This is a genomic window from Flavobacterium amniphilum, from assembly GCF_023634845.1.
Classification (GTDB): domain Bacteria; phylum Bacteroidota; class Bacteroidia; order Flavobacteriales; family Flavobacteriaceae; genus Flavobacterium; species Flavobacterium amniphilum.
The window spans coordinates 88,497-106,977 of sequence record NZ_JAMLJL010000005.1 but is presented as its reverse complement, the minus strand read 5'-3'; the positions used below and the strand labels follow the sequence as shown (position 1 = coordinate 106,977).

Annotated in this window: 17 protein-coding genes; all 17 read left to right on the top strand. The window is 34.5% G+C overall.

Annotated elements, in window-relative coordinates; all coding sequences use genetic code 11:
- Positions 1 to 3: 3 nt before the first annotated feature.
- Positions 4 to 519, top strand: a complete 516-nt coding sequence (gene tssO, locus NAT51_RS07340; protein WP_250597204.1) for a type VI secretion system TssO — start codon at positions 4 to 6, stop codon at positions 517 to 519.
- 25 nt (positions 520 to 544) lie between these two features.
- On the top strand, positions 545 to 991 hold the full coding sequence (locus NAT51_RS07335; RefSeq protein WP_250597201.1) for a hypothetical protein: 447 nt from the start codon (positions 545 to 547) through the stop codon (positions 989 to 991).
- Between the two features lie 23 nt (positions 992 to 1,014).
- Positions 1,015 to 2,382 carry a DUF5458 family protein gene (locus tag NAT51_RS07330; RefSeq protein ID WP_250597199.1) on the top strand — a complete coding sequence of 456 codons (1,368 nt, stop codon included), beginning with the start codon at positions 1,015 to 1,017 and terminating at the stop codon, positions 2,380 to 2,382.
- A 59-nt stretch (positions 2,383 to 2,441) separates the two neighbouring features.
- Positions 2,442 to 2,975, top strand: a complete 534-nt coding sequence (locus NAT51_RS07325) for a hypothetical protein (RefSeq protein ID WP_250597197.1) — start codon at positions 2,442 to 2,444, stop codon at positions 2,973 to 2,975.
- Between the two features lie 320 nt (positions 2,976 to 3,295).
- Positions 3,296 to 3,682: a type VI secretion system tube protein TssD gene (gene tssD, locus NAT51_RS07320; protein ID WP_250597195.1), complete on the top strand. Its 387-nt coding sequence runs from the start codon at positions 3,296 to 3,298 to the stop codon at positions 3,680 to 3,682.
- 112 nt (positions 3,683 to 3,794) lie between these two features.
- Complete coding sequence (gene tssD, locus NAT51_RS07315) at positions 3,795 to 4,190, top strand: type VI secretion system tube protein TssD (protein ID WP_250597188.1); 396 nt, start codon at positions 3,795 to 3,797, stop codon at positions 4,188 to 4,190.
- Positions 4,191 to 4,271: 81 nt separating this feature from the next.
- A complete protein-coding gene (locus NAT51_RS07310; RefSeq protein ID WP_250597186.1) occupies positions 4,272 to 6,101 on the top strand; it encodes a type VI secretion system Vgr family protein in 1,830 nt (609 codons plus the stop codon).
- A 2-nt stretch (positions 6,102 to 6,103) separates the two neighbouring features.
- Positions 6,104 to 7,492 carry a hypothetical protein gene (locus NAT51_RS07305; RefSeq protein ID WP_250597178.1) on the top strand — a complete coding sequence of 463 codons (1,389 nt, stop codon included), beginning with the start codon at positions 6,104 to 6,106 and terminating at the stop codon, positions 7,490 to 7,492.
- 31 nt (positions 7,493 to 7,523) lie between these two features.
- A complete protein-coding gene (locus NAT51_RS07300; RefSeq protein WP_250597176.1) occupies positions 7,524 to 7,922 on the top strand; it encodes a hypothetical protein in 399 nt (132 codons plus the stop codon).
- Positions 7,923 to 8,465: a hypothetical protein gene (locus NAT51_RS07295; protein ID WP_250597174.1), complete on the top strand. Its 543-nt coding sequence runs from the start codon at positions 7,923 to 7,925 to the stop codon at positions 8,463 to 8,465.
- Positions 8,466 to 8,507: 42 nt separating this feature from the next.
- Positions 8,508 to 9,935: a hypothetical protein gene (locus tag NAT51_RS07290; RefSeq protein WP_250597172.1), complete on the top strand. Its 1,428-nt coding sequence runs from the start codon at positions 8,508 to 8,510 to the stop codon at positions 9,933 to 9,935.
- Positions 9,935 to 10,483 carry a hypothetical protein gene (locus NAT51_RS07285; RefSeq protein WP_250597170.1) on the top strand — a complete coding sequence of 183 codons (549 nt, stop codon included), beginning with the start codon at positions 9,935 to 9,937 and terminating at the stop codon, positions 10,481 to 10,483. Before NAT51_RS07290 ends, NAT51_RS07285 begins: the two co-directional genes overlap by 1 nt.
- A 55-nt stretch (positions 10,484 to 10,538) precedes the next feature.
- Positions 10,539 to 11,360: a hypothetical protein gene (locus NAT51_RS07280; RefSeq protein ID WP_250597168.1), complete on the top strand. Its 822-nt coding sequence runs from the start codon at positions 10,539 to 10,541 to the stop codon at positions 11,358 to 11,360.
- 1 nt (position 11,361) lies between these two features.
- Positions 11,362 to 15,507, top strand: coding sequence for a PAAR-like protein (locus tag NAT51_RS07275; RefSeq protein WP_250597166.1), 4,146 nt, complete (start codon positions 11,362 to 11,364; stop codon positions 15,505 to 15,507).
- A gap of 1 nt (position 15,508) precedes the next feature.
- Positions 15,509 to 16,396, top strand: coding sequence for a hypothetical protein (locus NAT51_RS07270; protein ID WP_250597164.1), 888 nt, complete (start codon positions 15,509 to 15,511; stop codon positions 16,394 to 16,396).
- Between the two features lie 17 nt (positions 16,397 to 16,413).
- Positions 16,414 to 17,367, top strand: coding sequence for a hypothetical protein (locus NAT51_RS07265; protein ID WP_250597162.1), 954 nt, complete (start codon positions 16,414 to 16,416; stop codon positions 17,365 to 17,367).
- Between the two features lie 12 nt (positions 17,368 to 17,379).
- Positions 17,380 to 18,417 carry a hypothetical protein gene (locus tag NAT51_RS07260; protein ID WP_250597160.1) on the top strand — a complete coding sequence of 346 codons (1,038 nt, stop codon included), beginning with the start codon at positions 17,380 to 17,382 and terminating at the stop codon, positions 18,415 to 18,417.
- Positions 18,418 to 18,481 lie beyond the last annotated feature (64 nt).

Here is an 18,481-nt window from a genome sequence, read left to right as displayed (position 1 = left end):
GGAATGGAAGTTTTAAACAAAAAAGAACGGGCAAAATCATTTTTAGCATTTCTGGCAGTTTTCGGAATTACAATGTTTGTTATAATTGGAGCTATTTTCTTCGATTATTACTTGCCATGGAAGGAAAATAGTGAATTGAAAAGTGAAAACGAAACAATGACAAGAGAATTTCTTTTCCAGGAAGATTTTGCCAAAAACATGGAAGAATTGAAATCTTCTATTGATTCACTAAATGCGCCTGGACAGGACTTTTATTATAACCAGCAAAAGGCCATATCCACAATTATCAGCATGCAACAGTCAATCCCAACCAAAGACAGTTTGATGCGGGACAATATGTATGATAACATTATTTTGACTAACAGACAGTTGATTGATGCGAAGAAAAGTATTCAGATGATGGGGGAGAGTAAAGAAGAAATGGATAAACTATTGCAGCAAATAGAAACTTATAAAAGCGAACTGGAGATCGTAAAACGCGATCTGGAAGTCTGCAGACAGATTAATAAAGCGAATTAAATATTAACTAAAACAATCGGATATTATGTTATCAAATTACGGAATCGGGGGAAATGAAGTGAAGTTAGATGCTAGTGAAGCAATCTTAGAAATTCCTCAAAACAGGACATTAGTAGCTCAAAAACTTACAGGTGATGCACCGGTAAGACCAGAACTTGTTGAAGGATTGACAAATATTGAGCAGGTTTTTTCACATTTTAAACCAACTGCAAAAGTTTCTTTTGAAGATGCTGAAGGTGCTACAAAAAATGAAGAATTGAAATTTTCAAACTTAGGAGATTTCGGTGTGAAAGGTATCACGGCTCAAAGTAAGTTTTTAACCAATTTGGAAACTGAAAAAGACCAATACCAAAAAATTATCAAGCAATTGAAAACTAACAAAATCTTAAAAAGCGCTTTGGATAATCCGGATGCAAAAAAAGCTTTGTTGGAAACAATTGAAGAGTTAATAGCTGAATTAAACCAAAAATAAAAATCACCTAAACAAATTATAATATGTCTAAAGAACAATTACAAGCTCAAACTGCTGAATCAGCAGTTTTAGAACCAAAAAAGAGAGAAGGTGCGGTAAAACAAAGCGCAGAGAAACTGGCTAAATATGGTGGTTTTGATTTGTTGGAAACTTCTATCGAAGGTGCTCAAAATATGAATCCTGACAGAAAAGCACGCCGTCAGATTTTCATGAATGAAGCAAATAAGGAATCAGAAAGAGAAGTACTTAAGAAAACATTGGAAATGTGGGCAAGTGCTTTGAAAGAGAATGAATCACTTACTGATATGGTTGCCCAATGTGAGGATAAAAGTAAAGTAGCTGAAGAAACTTTACTTAAAAACCTTGCAATTGCAATTCACGAAACAAAAGAACTAGAGCAATCATACAGAACCATCGGTTTGTTCTATAAAAATACTGAAACGGATAAAGTAAGAAACGTAACGGTTATTAATGCTGATTTAGAGCAACTACAGGATTTGGATAATACTCGTTTTATCGATGCAATTCATAATGAATTAGTTGATAATTATGACCGTCTTGATCTTAAAAACAACTATGGTTTATTAGTAATTCCGGGTTACTTGGGAAGTAATAAAGTTGTTGAAAAATGGGCAAAAATTGCACATGAAAACAAAGTAATGCTTGTAACCGATTTTGCTCACCTTGATGAACCGGATGATGTTATGGAAATGTTCGATGCTGCTTATTTAACTGGTGGTGATATCTACCGTTCAAATGTTTTGATGACTTGTAACTGGTTGGTTGGTAGAGGTAAGTTTGATGTGGTTGGTGAATCTGAGGATTTATTCATCCCGCCTTCAGCAGCTCTTGCCGGAAAAATTTACAAAACTTTAATGTCACAGGTTACTGCCGGTAAAAAATTCGGGGGTATCAACGAAGTTGACGGTGTTCGTTTCGACTTGAAGAAAAGCGAAATTGCCAATTTAGAGAACATGGGATTAATTCCTATGGTTAATGAATATGGTAAAGTAATGGCGTTTTCAGGTAAAACATTATTCAACGGTGACAACTTAGGTTTACAAACATATTCTGTTGTACGTGTTTTTGATTATGTGACTAAAGTATTGATGGACTTCCTTAACAGAAGAGCTTTTGAGAACTTTACTGCTAAAACCCGTAAAGAAATCATGGGGCAAATCGTTCAGTTCCTTGATGGAATCACTGGTCCGGATAAATTGATTGAAAACTTCGAGATCAAAAGATTCGAGCAGGATCCAATCCAAAAAGACAGAATTTATTTGGATATCCATATGAAACCATATTTCCCCGCTAAAAACTTTATGATCAAAATGGAAGGTCAAAAAGGGGATGACGGTACTGATTGGGATACTGAATACGAACAAAAATAATTTAATCTTTAGTTTGAAAGAGGGGATTGTAAAATCCCTTCTTTTAATATTTATCAGCTATGCGACTAAAAAGAATACTATTCACAATAAGCGTTTTTTTATTTTTCTCATTATCGGCGACAGCACAAATGTCTGCTAAAGACTCTCTTAAAATACGATGTAAAAACCGGGTAAAGATTACCAGAAGTAAAGAGAATTTTTTGGATAAAAGAGCTTATGCTTACACAGAACCGTATTACTTTAAAGTTTACAATACAGATCAGGACTATATCAGTTTCCAGCTTGGGAAAAGAAAGGGATCTAAAGTTTTTGCTTACATTAAATTGTTTTCCTTTAATGCCTGTATTAAAAAAGACGATGTTGTTGAGCTGACATTCGTAAATGATGATAAATATGATCTGATCAACGAATATCAGGTGAATTGTGAAGGTTATATTGTTGTCGAATTAAGGGGATACGATATCAAATACATGTCAAAAAGTTTGATCAAAGGTTTTTTGATTCATACCTATCAAAAGGATTATGAGTTCCGTGTCGATAAAAAAACGGCAACTCAAATGTATGAAGATATCAAATGCTTAAGAAAATATTAAGCAAATTGTTTTAAGAAAAGTTGTACATTTTTTTAATATTTGAGAAAAAATTCTTACAATTGCACTTTATTTTTTAATTGGTATATTTTTTTTAAACCTTAATTTTCTAAAACAATGATTCATGTTTTTTCTTCATCTAATTATTGCAGCAGCTGATTTTTTACTATCAGAATTACTTGTATGCTGTAAGTAATTTTATTCTAATCGCCTTTTAGGCAAATTCCTTATTCATATAAATTTTATTAGGCGGAATACGTATGCTGTTCTGCTGGGAATAATATTGTCTGTTTATTATTAATTTTTTTTAAATATTTATTCTTATGTCATTTAAAGCAAAACTAAACGTTGGAGGAAAAGAGTACAACGTATTGAATGTAAACTATGGTTTGTTTCAGGAAACTGATGCAACAGGACGACCATCTACAGTAACCAGAGGTGGCAAAATTGATGTTACGGTTGAAGGAACCGGATCTACTGAATTATTCGAGTGGATGACAAACAGCTTCGAGCGTAAAGACGGAAGCGTGAAATTCTTCAAAAGAGACAGCGATGCTACTTTGAAAGAATTAAAATTCTCTGAAGGTTACTTGGTAAAGCACAGAGAAAACTTCGATTCTACAGGTCATAATCCATTAACAGAAACTTTCACTATTTCTGCCCGTAAGATTGAAATGGGTACTGGAATTTATGAAAACGAATGGGTATAATCCTTTTTTGAACATATTTATTTGAGAAGCCGTGATTGGGGGATAATACCCCAAATTTATCCCCCTTTGACGGTAAATTATTTGCAATAGTATCACCTTAAATTATAAAAACATGTCTTTTTTAGCAAAATTGGAATTAGATGGGGAAACCTATAACATATTGGAATTTGATTTGCACATCCATCAGGAAGTAGATCACAATGGTAAGCCCCAGACTATTGCACAGGGTGGTAATATCAGACTTGTTATCGAATCAACCAAAAGTGTTGATTTTATGAAGTGGATGATCAGCAGCACGCAGACCAAAAGCGGAAAAATTACTTTCTTCCGTCGTGATGCCATGTCAAAAATGAAGGAATTGAAATTTGATAAGGCTTTTTGCATCGATTATCATGAAAGCTTCCGCTCCAGTAATGAAGTTCCAATGCAGATAGCGTTTACAGTCTCAGCAAAAGAGATTGATTTCAGCGGTGCGGTTTTAGGAAAACCGTGGACACTGGATATCTAATGTAATTATAACAGTTACATTTTAAACTTTGATAATAAGAGCCTGTAATTAAGGCCAAACAATACTTTAAATTTATACTCCATGAGTACAGTTCAGAATCTTGTTAAAAAAATTTCGGATGTAATGGCAGACCGCGTAAGCATACAGGTTGGAAGTTATTCAGAACCTGTTGTTTACTATGATCTCCGCATCAGTCAGGGATTGTTGGAACATCATAATTTCAGCTTCACCTGGCGTATAGGTGATGTCGTTGTTGATTTCAAGAGCCAGGCCGATTTCATCAAGAAATATATGGGTGCCAAAGTAGTTATAACACTAAAAGATGCGGCCCGAGGAGAGAACGTTAATTTCAAAGGAGTTATAACCGGTATGGAAGTGCTGGACAATGATGGTGCCTCCAAAGGATTTCATATCGTAGGAGAGAGTCCAACAGTATTGCTGGATGATATCACCCAAAGTGAGACGTTTCTGTCTATGAATCTTGAAGAAATCGGAAAGAAAATTGATCAGAATCTGGTTAAAGGTGTTTTGACAGGATGTGACATCAAACCGGTTTACACCAATATGCTTCCGTATATTGTACAATATAATGAAACTGATTTTGGTTTCCTGCAGCGTCTGGCCACCCAATATGGGGAATGGATGTATTATGACGGGGATTACCTTAAATTCGGCGAACTTAAATCGTCTAAAGCTTCATTGTTCAGTGGCGTAAACCTGCATCATTTTAAAGTGAAAAGCCGTTTGCGTTCACAAAAAGTAGCTTACAAAGGGTATGATTACAATGGAGCATCTGAAATTGGCTCTTCAAACCTTTCACCTCAAAACAACACACAGAGTTATATCGCCCAGAACGCGCAAAATGCATCGGGTATGGTCTTTGACCGCAGCAATACAAATCATGCTTTTGTGAGCAATGCACACGAATCACAGGATATCAAAAGGATGCAGGAAATTAACCAGCAGGCCAAAGAAGCGAATGTCTTAACCTATTCCGGGCAGAGTAAAATCCCGTTACAGATCGGAGGCGTTTTTTCGATTACCAAAGATGGTATCCAGGGAGATTTTATCGCCACAAAAGTTGAACATTATTCAAAAGGATTCGGACATTATGAATGTGAATTCGAATCGATTCCAAGAGACGTAAAAGTTCCACCTTATACGAACCCGCTAGTATACCCAAAAGCAGAAACACAATCGGCCGTAGTGACTGATAACAACGACCCAATGGGCATGGGGCGCATCCGTTTTATGTTCTTCTGGGGACATGAAAGCGACTGGACCCGTTTGGTAACTCCACACGCCGGGTCCGGAAAAGGATTTTATTTCATTCCTGAAATCGGTGAAGAAGTTTTTGTATCGTTTGAAGGAGGTAATCCGGAAAAACCTTTTGTGGTGGGTACGCAATACAACGGTTCGGAAATATCAGGTTACAATACAGCCGGCAACGACCAGAAAGTAATCCACACCCGTTCGGGGACCAAAATGATTTTCAACGATGCCCAAGGAAGTATCTTCATTGAAGATCCAAGCGGTAACACCTGGCTTATGGACGGACAGGGAAATATCAGTGTCAATGCGCCCAATAATATTACCATGGTAGCCGGTAAGAATATTACATTCTCAGCCGGTGAAAACATATATAATTCGGCCGGAATCAATATTGCATCAAGCGCCGGAAAAGACATGATCGATACCGCCGGAGTGAACATCAACCAGATGGCTTCAAATGATTTTATGTTATTGGCTAAAAACATTTCTAAAATAGCGTCGGAGAATTATTCTTATGATGCAAAAGACATTCATAAAAATGCCTCTGATACCATTGAAGTACAGGCTGTTTCCGATTATACGCTGAACAGTGAAACCCAAATCCACAACCAGTCAGGTGAGAATGTGAAAAATCATTAAGCATGGGAGATTCCGGTAAAATAACAATTATAGCAAGAAATATTAAAGGTAATGCCAATGGTTCGGTGCGTTATGATGCCAAAAAGATTTCGAATACTTCAGGAGGTGCTTTAACACTCAATGGTAAAAGTAAAGGAACATCTTATAATAAAGCTGAAGAAAGAAAAGCTCCGGTAAAAAGCATGCCGCCTACAATCAAAGTTAAAGAAATTGAATTGATTACTGCTTTGGATAGCGGATCTGCCAATGATAAATCGGGAGGTATCCAGAAAGGGATGGTTTTCGGGAAAACGTATCAATTCAGGGTTAAATCCTATTTTGATAAAGAACCACCCAATAAATCGGTGGTAAAATGGATGATCAAATACCATAATTTATCAAAAAATAAATGGGAAGAAATACATCTCAAGGCAAAAGGAGAAGTAATGAAGCTTTTCGTAAATGAAAAAGAGATGTGTGGCCGCTTTGTATATGTCAGGGCTTATGTAAACGATCCGAAGACAGAAGGGGAATTAAAAGTCTGGAAGCATAACAGGTTTAGATGGTTTGATAGGATGATTGTTGAAGAGGAAATTGAAGATAGAACTAGTAGAGGAATGCCATGGAAAATTGATCAGGCAAGTACTTCATTATGTGGTATGGCATGTATATTCTATCTGTTTGCAAAAGAGAAACCTGATGGTTATAAAAAATTTGCAAGGGATTTATTTAGAACGGGTGTCGCAACTTCTAATAGTTATACTGTGAATCCAAATGAAGTTTTACATCAAATTGACCCTTCAAAAAAGGGTTTTCCACGATCGTATAATAGGTTTATAAATAAGTATGAAAAAATGCCTTTGATTGATTTTATAACTATGGCAGGAACTAGAAATACTGATAATCCTAAATATAAAGGTGGAAATGAAGAATTTCAAGCAATCAATTGGCCTTGGTTAATGACAAGATTAGGAAAAAAATTACTGGGTTATTCCACTGTAGAAATAGATTATTATAAAGCGAACAAATCTTACCTAAGAGATTTTTTTGGTTCTGATGAGAAGTTACGTATTCTAGAAAAAGATATCGACAAAGATTATAGAAATGGATATAAAATATGTTTATTAATAGATGGTAGCATGGTAGCTTTTTCAAAAGAGTCAAATTATTCTTTTGATGATTTTTCAGAATATCATTGGATAGTTTATGAAGGAGGATTAAAATATTTAAATTCAAGTAATTTGCAAGAACTGGATTATGATGATGTATCAAATATAGAATTGAATGTCTTTACTTGGGGAGAAATTAGGAATGATAGTTTGCATCCTGATTATAATATAAAAATGCCAAAATTGAAGTTAGAAAAAAATCAATTTAGAAGTAACTATTATGCATATCTTAAATTCAAATAAATTAATTATAAGTATACTACTGATTCTGTTATTGAATTCTTCATGTAAAAATGAATTAGAAGACAAAAAGAATAATACCATCTGCTCAATTAGTTTGACAAATTTTGATGGTATTGCTCCATCACTTGAAGTTATTGATCTAAAAGAAGATAAAATGGTTTTGGTGAAAAGAATAAAAAAGAATGATACTGGTTTTGAAATTGATTTGGATGATTGTCTCAAAGAAAATGGAGAATATCAAATATTGATCAATGATAAAGTATACAATTTAAATGCACTAAAACTCAATTGCGGAACGTATAAAGTTGGACATAATAGTGTTAGTATGTGTTTTTTGAATTCATATGTGATAAATAATACTTTAATTGATTCTCTATCAGATGTGAAACTGGAAATTGATATGAAGAAAATTATAAGTTCCGGACAGTAAATGATGATTGTTTTAAATCTACTTTCTATAAATACATTGAGGCGAATTAGCATAGTGATTTTTGTATTATCCCTATCATCTTGTCGAGATAGTATAAAAACAGAGGATAGTCAAAATTTTAGCTACATATTTATTGAAGATTATCCTCAAAATAAATTCTATGGCAAAGTTGCAAAGTTAGCCTTCTATGAAAAGAACACTAATTTCAGAAATAAAATTAAAGAGTTCAATGATTTTACATTTAGTTACATTAAAGATGAAAGTACATCAACAAAAGCATTAAATATATCACTTAAATTCGATAATAGTATTTCAATTGATAGTGATATGGAACTAGCAATAGATGGGGCTTTTTATTATCGATTTAAAAATATAATCATAAAGAAGGAAACAATCAGAAAGCCTAAAATTTTATTCGATGAACTATATCTGTATAAAAATATAAAAGCAATAGTGAATGATAGTTTGATGGAATTTAATGATTTTGACCTCCATTCGGGTAAAAGTATAAAATTGCCTTTTTCGTTGGCAAAAAAGCAATAAGAATGAAATATATTTTTTCAATACTATGTTGAAAAGTTAAAAATGAGTGATTCAGGTAAAATAACCATTATAGCAAAAAACATCAAAGGCAATGCCAATGGTTCGGTGCGTTATGATGCGAAGAAAATTTCGAATATTTCAGGTGGTGCTTTCACGCAAAATGGAGAAACCAGCGGATTAAACCATGTTGGGAATACAACTCCCAAAGAAGGTGTAGGTATTAAAATTGTTAAACTGGAAGGTCCTTTTGATGATGCCGGAAAACAGGTGAAAAATGTCAAAGTAGGTGAGTTTTGCACTTTTAAGGCCACTCCGTCCAGAAAACCCATAGCTGTTGAAATCCCTTCCCTGAAATGGGCACTCAAACCTGATGATAAAGAACAGTATCAGGTAAAAGGCGCGGGTATTTACAACCGTTTAATCGACAACAAAATTGTCATTAAACTGCGCATGCCGGCAATGGAGGAGAAAGTGAAAGTATATGCTTTTTATAACAAGCCGAGTGAAACGGTATGTGTAGAAGCAAAAATTTTGTCTACATGTGATGCAGTAATGGTTGTAGGTTCAGAATTACATGAACCAACTTACGGAAATAAAATGAGATTTTTTGCTCAAGCTGTTAGAACATTATTATTAAATAGTAATAAATGGAAAAAGGTTAGTTTGATTTATTTCAATTATGTTGAACCACTGGAAAAAACTTCTTACAATAAAGGCGAAATAGATGAAGTGAAAAAGTCTTTATCTTCTAAATATGATAATTCTAAAATTGATTTTGTACCTGTTAAAAACATTACAGAAATGATCAATAAAATTAATAGCTATGAGGATATTCAACAGCTGCATTTTTATTCTCACGGTATGCCAAGTAAAATTACATTTGGATTGGGGCATATTACGGCAAACGTTGATGGACCACAAACTTTTACTTTTTCTGAAATTTCTAAAATAAAAAAGAATGTTTTTGCTAAAAACGCTCAAATTCATTCCTATGCATGTAGAACAGGAAATGCTCAAAAAAATGTATCTCAAAATGATTTTACTCCATATTATACAGTTATGTATTTTGCAGGTAAAGCAGATTTTTCGGAGAATTTTACAAATAGGGAATTAGCACAAAAAAGATACGGCCAACTTAAGAAAAGTTTTTCAAATGTTTATTTTATTGAGCCTTCTGTTTCGCCTTCAGATGCTCGTCCTAAAGAAAGTTTAGCTCAAAAAATGGCTAATCAGATGGGAATTTCCGTTTTCGCATATATTACAAGATCGGATTATCAACCAACTTGGCATGGGAATTTTCAAAAAATAGAAATTGATGATGAGACAGTTGAAAAAGGATGGTTTGGTGCAAAATTTTGGCAAGATGGAGACCATGCCTTATGGAATGCGACAGGCGCAATTAATGGTGTAAAAGGAGGAACTACGCCAAAAGGATTAGATAACAAATTGATTGAATTTAAACCAGAGTAATGAAAAGTAAATTGTTTATCGGATTAATTATTTTACTAATAGCTTTTATTGGTTTCTATTTTCATACACCGGATATAGATTCAAAGGATATGATATACTTCGAAAAAGTTAAAGACAGCGTTATTCGTCATCATGAGTACTTTATGACACATCATATTGGACCGTCTGAAAATTCATCTGACGAATTGGTTTTCAAAAAAAAGCGGGCCAGATTTGTTACAAATAAAAACTATTTCGATCTTTTAAAAAAAGCCGATTCCAATAAAACTTTTTTTGAACCAATTGATTTATTGTTTCAAAAAAAACTGATTGTTGACGGAGATGATAAATACGATATTCTAAACTCTTTGGAAGTGTATCCTGATTCAACATTCAAGTTTATGGTTTACGAGAAAAAGCGATTTGAAGGTTGTAAAATTGGATATTTAATTTATGATCCGAAAGAGAAAATACATCTAGAAAAAGGTTATGGAAAATATGATAAAGTATTCGATACGAATGGATGGAAGTACATTAAGGCAGTAGAACCTTATTTCAGTAATGATTGATAACCAAAATATGCATTCGAAAAAAATAACCTTATCAATCACATTTCTGTTTTAAATGCTTTTAAACAATAATACCACTAAAGAAACTAAATCCGCTTCGCTCTATGAAGTGGAAGATACCATTACATTTCAACTCGGGGAAAGTAATTATACCAGTAAAGCAAGCTACCAACTGCATATAGGTAAGAGTAGGGAGTACAACAACCAGATTGTGCTCAACCGCGCCAATTTTAAAATCGACGGTAAAGAACCCGAAAAGAAATTTCCTAAAATATCGAGCCGCTACTTCTCATCCATATTCCCATTGGTTTTAACGTATCACGAAGGGAATTATACGGTCGCCGAGTATAAAGAAGCCGCCAAAAGAATCATGGAAAACGACTTGGTGCTTAAAAACGATTACAGTGGTGACGGTTTTGAATACATCCGCGAACAGTTTCTGAACCGGGTGAAAAACCAATCGGAATTCCAGAAATTCATCGAATTACTTCCTGTTTACCAGATACTGAACATGAGTGCCGCCCCAAAATTCAAAAAGGAACAAATCAGTTTTAAGTGGAACATTGCCGGAATGGATGTTGTTGATGGGATAGCCGATTTCAAGCTGGATACAGTAGAAAGTAAAATGAAGGTGAGCCTGAAAAACACAAATGAAGGTTTCATTATGGAAATGATAGAAAAGTATATAACCGAAAACGGAATTCTGATGTCTTTCAGTGAAAATGAATTTCCTGAAATTAGTTTCAACGCAGAAACATTCTACAACGATACGCTCAATGAAATCAAATATTCTAATGCAGAATTCAAGATCTCATTTGGAGGGAAATTTAAATACAAGCAAAACTTTTACCTAACACTAAGCCCAACAAATAATTAAAATGTCAAGTCCTATTCCATACAAAATTCAAAAAGGTGATACGTTAGGTAAAATTGCTGCAAAATTGAAGATCAAAAACTGGAAAGATCTTCAGGTGTATCATAACAATAATTGTCCTCTGAACGAGCAAATCGGTATTAACCTCAAGGAAGGGAACATACTGTATACACCTCCACAGGATAAAATTGATGAAATGAACGGTGTTTCGAAAGGAAACCAACCGGAACCTGAAAAGAAACCGGAAGATAAAAAACAGGAGGAAAAACCGAAGGAAGAGGAGAAAAAAGAGGAAAAGAAAGAAGACAGCAAAAGTGAACACGACGGTAAGTATTATGTGGTTCACGGTGCAACCTGTGTATGTGACAAAGCGGAAGATCCGACTAAGGTAGCCGAATTGCAGGTAACGACTCACCAGAAAATGATCTATAACGATCAGGCTAAGAAATGGGCGGCTACCGAAGAGGATAAACAGTTCAATCCGCCTGCGGCTACTTTCGGTAAATGTAAATTGAAACCTTCTTCAGGTGGGTACCAGCCTTGTGCACTGGCTCCGGCTCCTAAATGGGACAAGCCTTACGATAAGACTAAAGTATTGGGCAAATGTGTGCTCACCGAAATCTCTGAACTGAAATGTACTGTCGGAGGTAAGATCACCATCAAAAAGCACGGGCAAACTGATGCAGCAACTACTGCACATGCCGAAAATACCAACCCGGCGGAAATGGCACATGCAAATCCTGCCGTTAAAAAACCGGTTACAAAAGCCGAATATCCAGCAGTGGATTTTATCACAATCGAGTCAATCGAAAATAGAACGAAGTTCAAACCGGTAAAATCAAACGAAAGCAAAAAGGAAATCGAAAAAATATATGTCCGCCCCGATGAAAACTGCAGCTTCACGGCTAATGTGGTGAAAGGGAAGAAAGACCTGACGTCTTGGGTGGTTTACGATGTTGTCAAAGGGAAAACCGATAAAAAAATACTCACGAAGGAACAAATCGGTACTTCTTTTTCAAATGCTTTCCCGGCAATTGGTGATTTCAGGGTGGAAGGTTACGGGAAACCGAAAACCAAAGAATTTGAAAACGGAAAGTATGATACGAATGATGTAACCTGCTCGATCGATGTGACGGTTGCCATCAACAAACTGGTTGACGGTGAACTGGAACTGGACGGACAGGATTTTGCCGCAAAAATCAAATCGGAGGTTAAACTGCGAAAAGATTTCCTGGCCGCTTTTAAAGCTAAATTCCTGATGTCACCCACAAAGGAGGAATTGGACCGACTCGAAATGTTTGTGACCGATGAAGCTGGAAACCGCCTGACGGATTTTACTCAGGAAGGGAAATATCTGACATTCACACCCACAAATGCTGATGCAGTGTATAATTTTCACGCGATCTATCAGGACGATGAAGGAAATACCTGGGAACAGTCGTTTAAAGGAAAAACTCTGACGAAAAATTATGTGGTCTCAATCAGCCATACCGATCAGGTGGTACGTGAATTCTCGGCCATAGGTTTTGAAGTGAAACAAATGACAATCGGTTCGGTCATCACTGCCGATTCTGATTTGACCGACGGTGAAATCCAGGATATTAAATGGAACCTGAACGGGGTCTATCAAAATTCAGGCAGGGTTTTGGGCATTCCGAAAGGGTTACCAACCGGTAAATATGTCGTGGAAGCTTACTGCAGTATGGCAAATGCTTTTGGTGTAAAAGCCAAAAAGGAGGAAGATGACTGGCATTTTGAAGTGAAACGCAATGATGTGGCCGATATTCAGGCTAACAATGTTCTGAAAGTGGGCAGAAAAACGACTTTGACGGCAAGTGATTTCATATTCAAGGATTTGAAGGGTGATGAAAAAGTGAATTGGACCGTCAATGGGCAGGTGATCAATAATACAACAGCGGTTACGACTACACCTCGTGGTGCGGGTAATATTACCGTAACGGCAAAAATCAATACCGAAAAGGGAATCTCGAAAAATTTCACTGTGGTCCAACCCGTTTTGGAGAATGTGATGTTTACCGACAGTCACGGTATCCAGATCGAAAAATCATCATGGGGCAACAAGGTTTACTTTTGGTTAAAGGAAAAGCATTTAACGGGTGAAAAACTGAAAATTTCATTGCAGGACGAAGGTGTGCCGGTGCATTATTTCCCTGAAAAGGTGTATGATGGCGGACTTATAGAACTGGACCTGAATGCCGATTTAAGGAAGTACACCAAAAGTGACGCTAACCTCAAAGTGGTGGTCAGTGTAGTGGATCTGGATTTCCCCAATGAAGGAAAACCAATGGGATCGCTTGAAGTGGGTTATGGCCGTGAAGTCTACAGTGGTCAAATCGGTTCAGAAGACGGCAGACAGAAACACGTTCAGGTCGATTACGACATGATCAGTTGGTTCTATGGGAAATCAAGAGGTATCAAAGAAAACGAAAAAGTCACGGTCGAAATCTGTGAATATAATTTTATGTTCGATGATGTATTGCTAACCCAAGTGGTTTCCCCCGATAAAAGCGGTGTCATCAAAGTGAAAATCGACTGGAGCAAAATACCCAAAGGCAAACAGGGTTCCTATAAAAACATCTATGTGAAAGTACTCGACAACGCAAATGATAAAGCCGAACTGTACAGCGGAAAATCCATCCTGAACAGAAACTTTGTACCGCTAAGGGCAAAAAGCATGCTTATCGGTTCAGCGGGTTACAGCAGTGCGGCAGTTGTGGGAAGTACGACTTTAAGTGGTTTAACAAACGGGAATTGTGCTTGTAAAGTGAATGACTTAATCTGGGGTAAAAAAGTTAGTTGCGATTTTAGAAAAAGAGTAGTTGAAATATCAAAAAGCTTAGGATTACCTCAAGAAAAAAATGAAGGAGCTAATTGGCTTATGTCGGTTATGGCTTTAGAGACAGGAAGGACTTTTAGCCCAACTGCCGGAACATTTGTAGAAAATAAAAAGACTGATGAGGATGAAGGAGGCTACGTTGGACTGATTCAGTTTGGTAAAGTTGCCTCAATTGATTTGGGTGTTAAAAGATCAGATTTAGCCAAAATGTCAGCATTTGATCAATTGGAATATGTAGAAAAATATTTTAAGTTTAAAAAATTCGAAGGAAAACTTAAAACAAAAACTGATTTATATTTAGCTGTTAATTATCAAAGTGCTTGCGGTCATGGAACTGAAAAAGATTATGTAGTCTACGATAGTACAAAATCTGCTTATGATGCAAATAAGATGTTTAAAAGAGAAAAGGATGAATATTGGATCAATGATAAAGGTGTTAAACAATATTATAAAGGTAAAAGTGGAGCATCATATGTTTGGGAATTTGAAGAAGCAATAAATGAATTTTATGAAGAAGGGAAGGCATATAAAGCCTTTGCATATAGCTGTATGATCAATGGAACACCATCAATTGACACTAAAGATATCATGACCTATAATATTTATGAATCTGGATTTATTGAAAAGAATATACCTAAAGAAATTAAGGAGGGTTATAAAAATAAATACCAATATTTATACATTGATTCAAAATATAAAATTCATAATTTAGGAGTTTTTGATTTCGCATCTACAAACGAAATGAACGCAGGCAATGTAGAAGGAAATGATATGGTTGAATTGTTAGATGCAAGACAGTTTAAGGGATATTCTAAAGATGGCGTGAAGTTGAAATTTCTAACATGGAATTCAGACAGTCAGAGATGGTATATAAATCCAGATTGTTTTGCGGGATTGTTAGGAGCGATGGCGAAAAACAGTATTGATTATTTAGGGTTTAATGGATTTAGTGACAGTTTAGCACGCTCAGTAGGAGGTAGTAGTTCTCATAGAAATGGCGAAAAAGGCGATTTGAGGTATTTATCAACTAATAAAGATGGTGGCGCTACCATCCTTCAAGACACGCATTTTGATTTTGAAAACCAAAATAAATTTAATGATGCACTATATTTATTTGGTTGGGGAAGAAAAGAGAAAATGTATTCAGAATATTTTACTCATAATAATGAAGAAAATACATTATTAAGACATACTAAACATATGAAAAAATTAGGGCCGGGTGGCTATAGACACTATCATCATTTACATTTATCAGGTTTTGATTTTTCACTAATTTTAATAAATAAAAAATAAAATGAGACTTTTAAATTATGTGTTCATAGTAATTTGTTTTGCGTGTAATCAAAAATCAAATTCCAGTATATCTTCTGCAAATGAGAATAATAGTAATGTAAATACATTAAAAGAAAACATTGCATCTCAAGAAACTATAATTAAAGAAATTAAGCTCCCTTTCAGTTCTAAACAATTGAATTATTCAAAAAGAGATAAGAATGGCTATTATATGTATGATAAGAGCTTTATAAAAAACAAAAATTGGTACTCAAGAGCCATCGGGAAATATAAATCAAATGGCAATGTTGAAATCGTTATTGTGGAAATGAAACCAAATGGAGATGAGCATATTGACCCAATAGTGAAACTCTATTCCTATTTCAAAGATCAGATTACGGATTCACTTACAGTATATGAGAATATACAATGGGAGGGATCATTGAAAAAAGAATTTGTGATAACTCAAGATAAAATTATAAAAGTATCTGAAAAGTCAAAAGGCGTTGATTTTGATGAAAACGGTAAAGAAATAGAAATATCTTCAAGTAGTTCTGATGTATATAATATTACAAGTACTGGTCGTTTTGTTACAAATAAATGGAAAGGAAGATATTACTTTGAAACAACTAACAGGGATGATTTAAAAACCAGTTTTGATATTACGATTGAAAATTTAAAGAACGTAACTGTTAAATATGTTGGAGACGGAAGTCCTCCTCAAATTTATAAAAATCTAAGTGCTGAAGAATTATCGTCAGATAAGATCAAAATAGTCTTCAATGAAAAGTATGATGAAATGGGTGAAGTTTACCTCGATAAGGATGGTGACAATTATTCGATATCAGGTAAGCCCATATACTTTATTAATCCCGGAAACGACAACTATCCAATTGAAAAATTGAAGTAAAAAATAGTATGTGCAGAATGTCTCTTCTTTTTACCTTTTTTGTTTCCATCAGTTTGATGTTATGCAAAGATGATATTAAAGTTTGCAATATAAAAGTTGTTAATAAGGAAGTAGTATCAGATTCATTATATAAGAAAATTGATCTTAAATGCGATAAAGATATTCTTCCTGTTTCCTGTAATTATCAGGATTTAAAAATTAAAATTGATTATTCCAATTCTTTAAACTTTCTGACGGTTTCAAATAAATTAAAAGAGCAGAAATTTTCAATTCAGGATAATTTTAGCGGAACAGGATTACAATGCAGTCTTTTTGAGTCAAAATCTAAAAAAATCAGAATATTAATTGTTGATATGGAATATGAGTATTCAGTTGAAAGCTATTTTTATTTGATAACTTCAGATGAAATTAAATTTGCAGGTAAATTTTCAACAGAAACACAAACCGATGATTTCCAAAAATTGGAATATGAAATTTCAGACGATAATACTTCCGCAGGAATTCAGATTAAAAACGGAAATTCAATCAAAAAGTACGTAATTGCTTATACTGAAAATAAAAAAGTTAATCATATTTCGACACTTCCTGTTACAGTTGTTGATCTTCATAAGAGCAATCAACAAACAAATACTGAAACCGACTTAAAAAGCTTAAAAGGAGAGTATTATTTAGATGCCAAGAATGAAGATGTTGAACTTTTAATGGAATTTGATAAAGATGTTGCTTTCTTGATTGAATCGGGTAATATGGGAAGGCTGTATAATAAGCATTTACTCAAATATACAATTGAAGGGCAAAGAATGAAATTACACTACATAGAAACTAAAGAAGGCAGCCCGGATGTGTTGAAGGTAAATGAAAAGATTGCCGAATTATTTATAGAGAACCACGCTTTGTGGATCGACTCACCTTATCTAAAGAATAAGTATGGTTTGGGTAATAAAGTAAAGGTTATTAAAACCAGATCTTAGTTTTTAAATAATATGGAAAATAATAGATTATTAATTTTTGTCATTCTTCTATTTCCTTTTTTAGTTTCATGTAAGAAAGCTGATACTGTAATTTCAGCAAAAGAACCAGTTAATTATCAAGTTAGTAGTGGACCAGTTCATATAACAGACAGTTTATTTATTGGAGAACCATTGGCAAAGGATCCGGAATTCATACGTAATACAGAACGGGGTGGCGAAAATTTCCAATACTTTAACCAATTTGGGAACCTTCTGAAAAAGCACAATAAAAAATATGTGGATTTTAAAAGTAATGCAGTCATTAAGACCCTGAAGATTTCTGATAAATTAGTATTGGAACTTAAGAGAAAAAAATTTGCTGCCAAAAGCAAAACCAGTGATATCCAAATAGTCTTATATACAAGGGTTAATAATGTAATTAAGGATTCAATTCTTTTCTATAAATATCAATTGGATAAGGATTTTCCAAAGGAACAACGATTTGAAACCATAGTTTTTTTAGACAATAATCTGGAACTTTTTAAATTGGAATCGTATTGTAATTTTTCAGAATATGCCTTTCAGGCTGATAAGTGGGAGAAGTTTAAAATAAACAGTTCTAATGGTAAGATTGAATTTGTGGAAAATCTGAAAAATAGCGGAGGTTCAAATTTGAATAATAATACTGAAGCAGCGGCGATGGTATTAGTTAGTGACGCTAAGCAGAAATCAATTGATATTTCAGAATGGGAAGGTAAGTATACCATTTCTATTGATGGAGATAGATTATCTGATGGATCAGTATCCGGCAGAACTTGGAATTTCTCAATAACTGAATATACAATAATCCTTGAAACGAGTTCTTATCACGAGCCCATATTTTGTGAGGGTAATTATATATATGAATTTAAAAATAGTATCTTGGATTTATATTATATAGGACTTGTAGAAAATTGTAAATCATCAGCTCCTAATTTCAGAATAAAAAGAGATGGAGATAATTATTGTATTTCCAGCCCTGATTTTTACGACGAAAAGGAAGGAGAATGGCATAAACTGATTAAAGAATAGTTTTTTATATCATTGTTCGTAGTTAGCTCTGATATCACAGATTTGCACCCGAACGAAGCAGTTA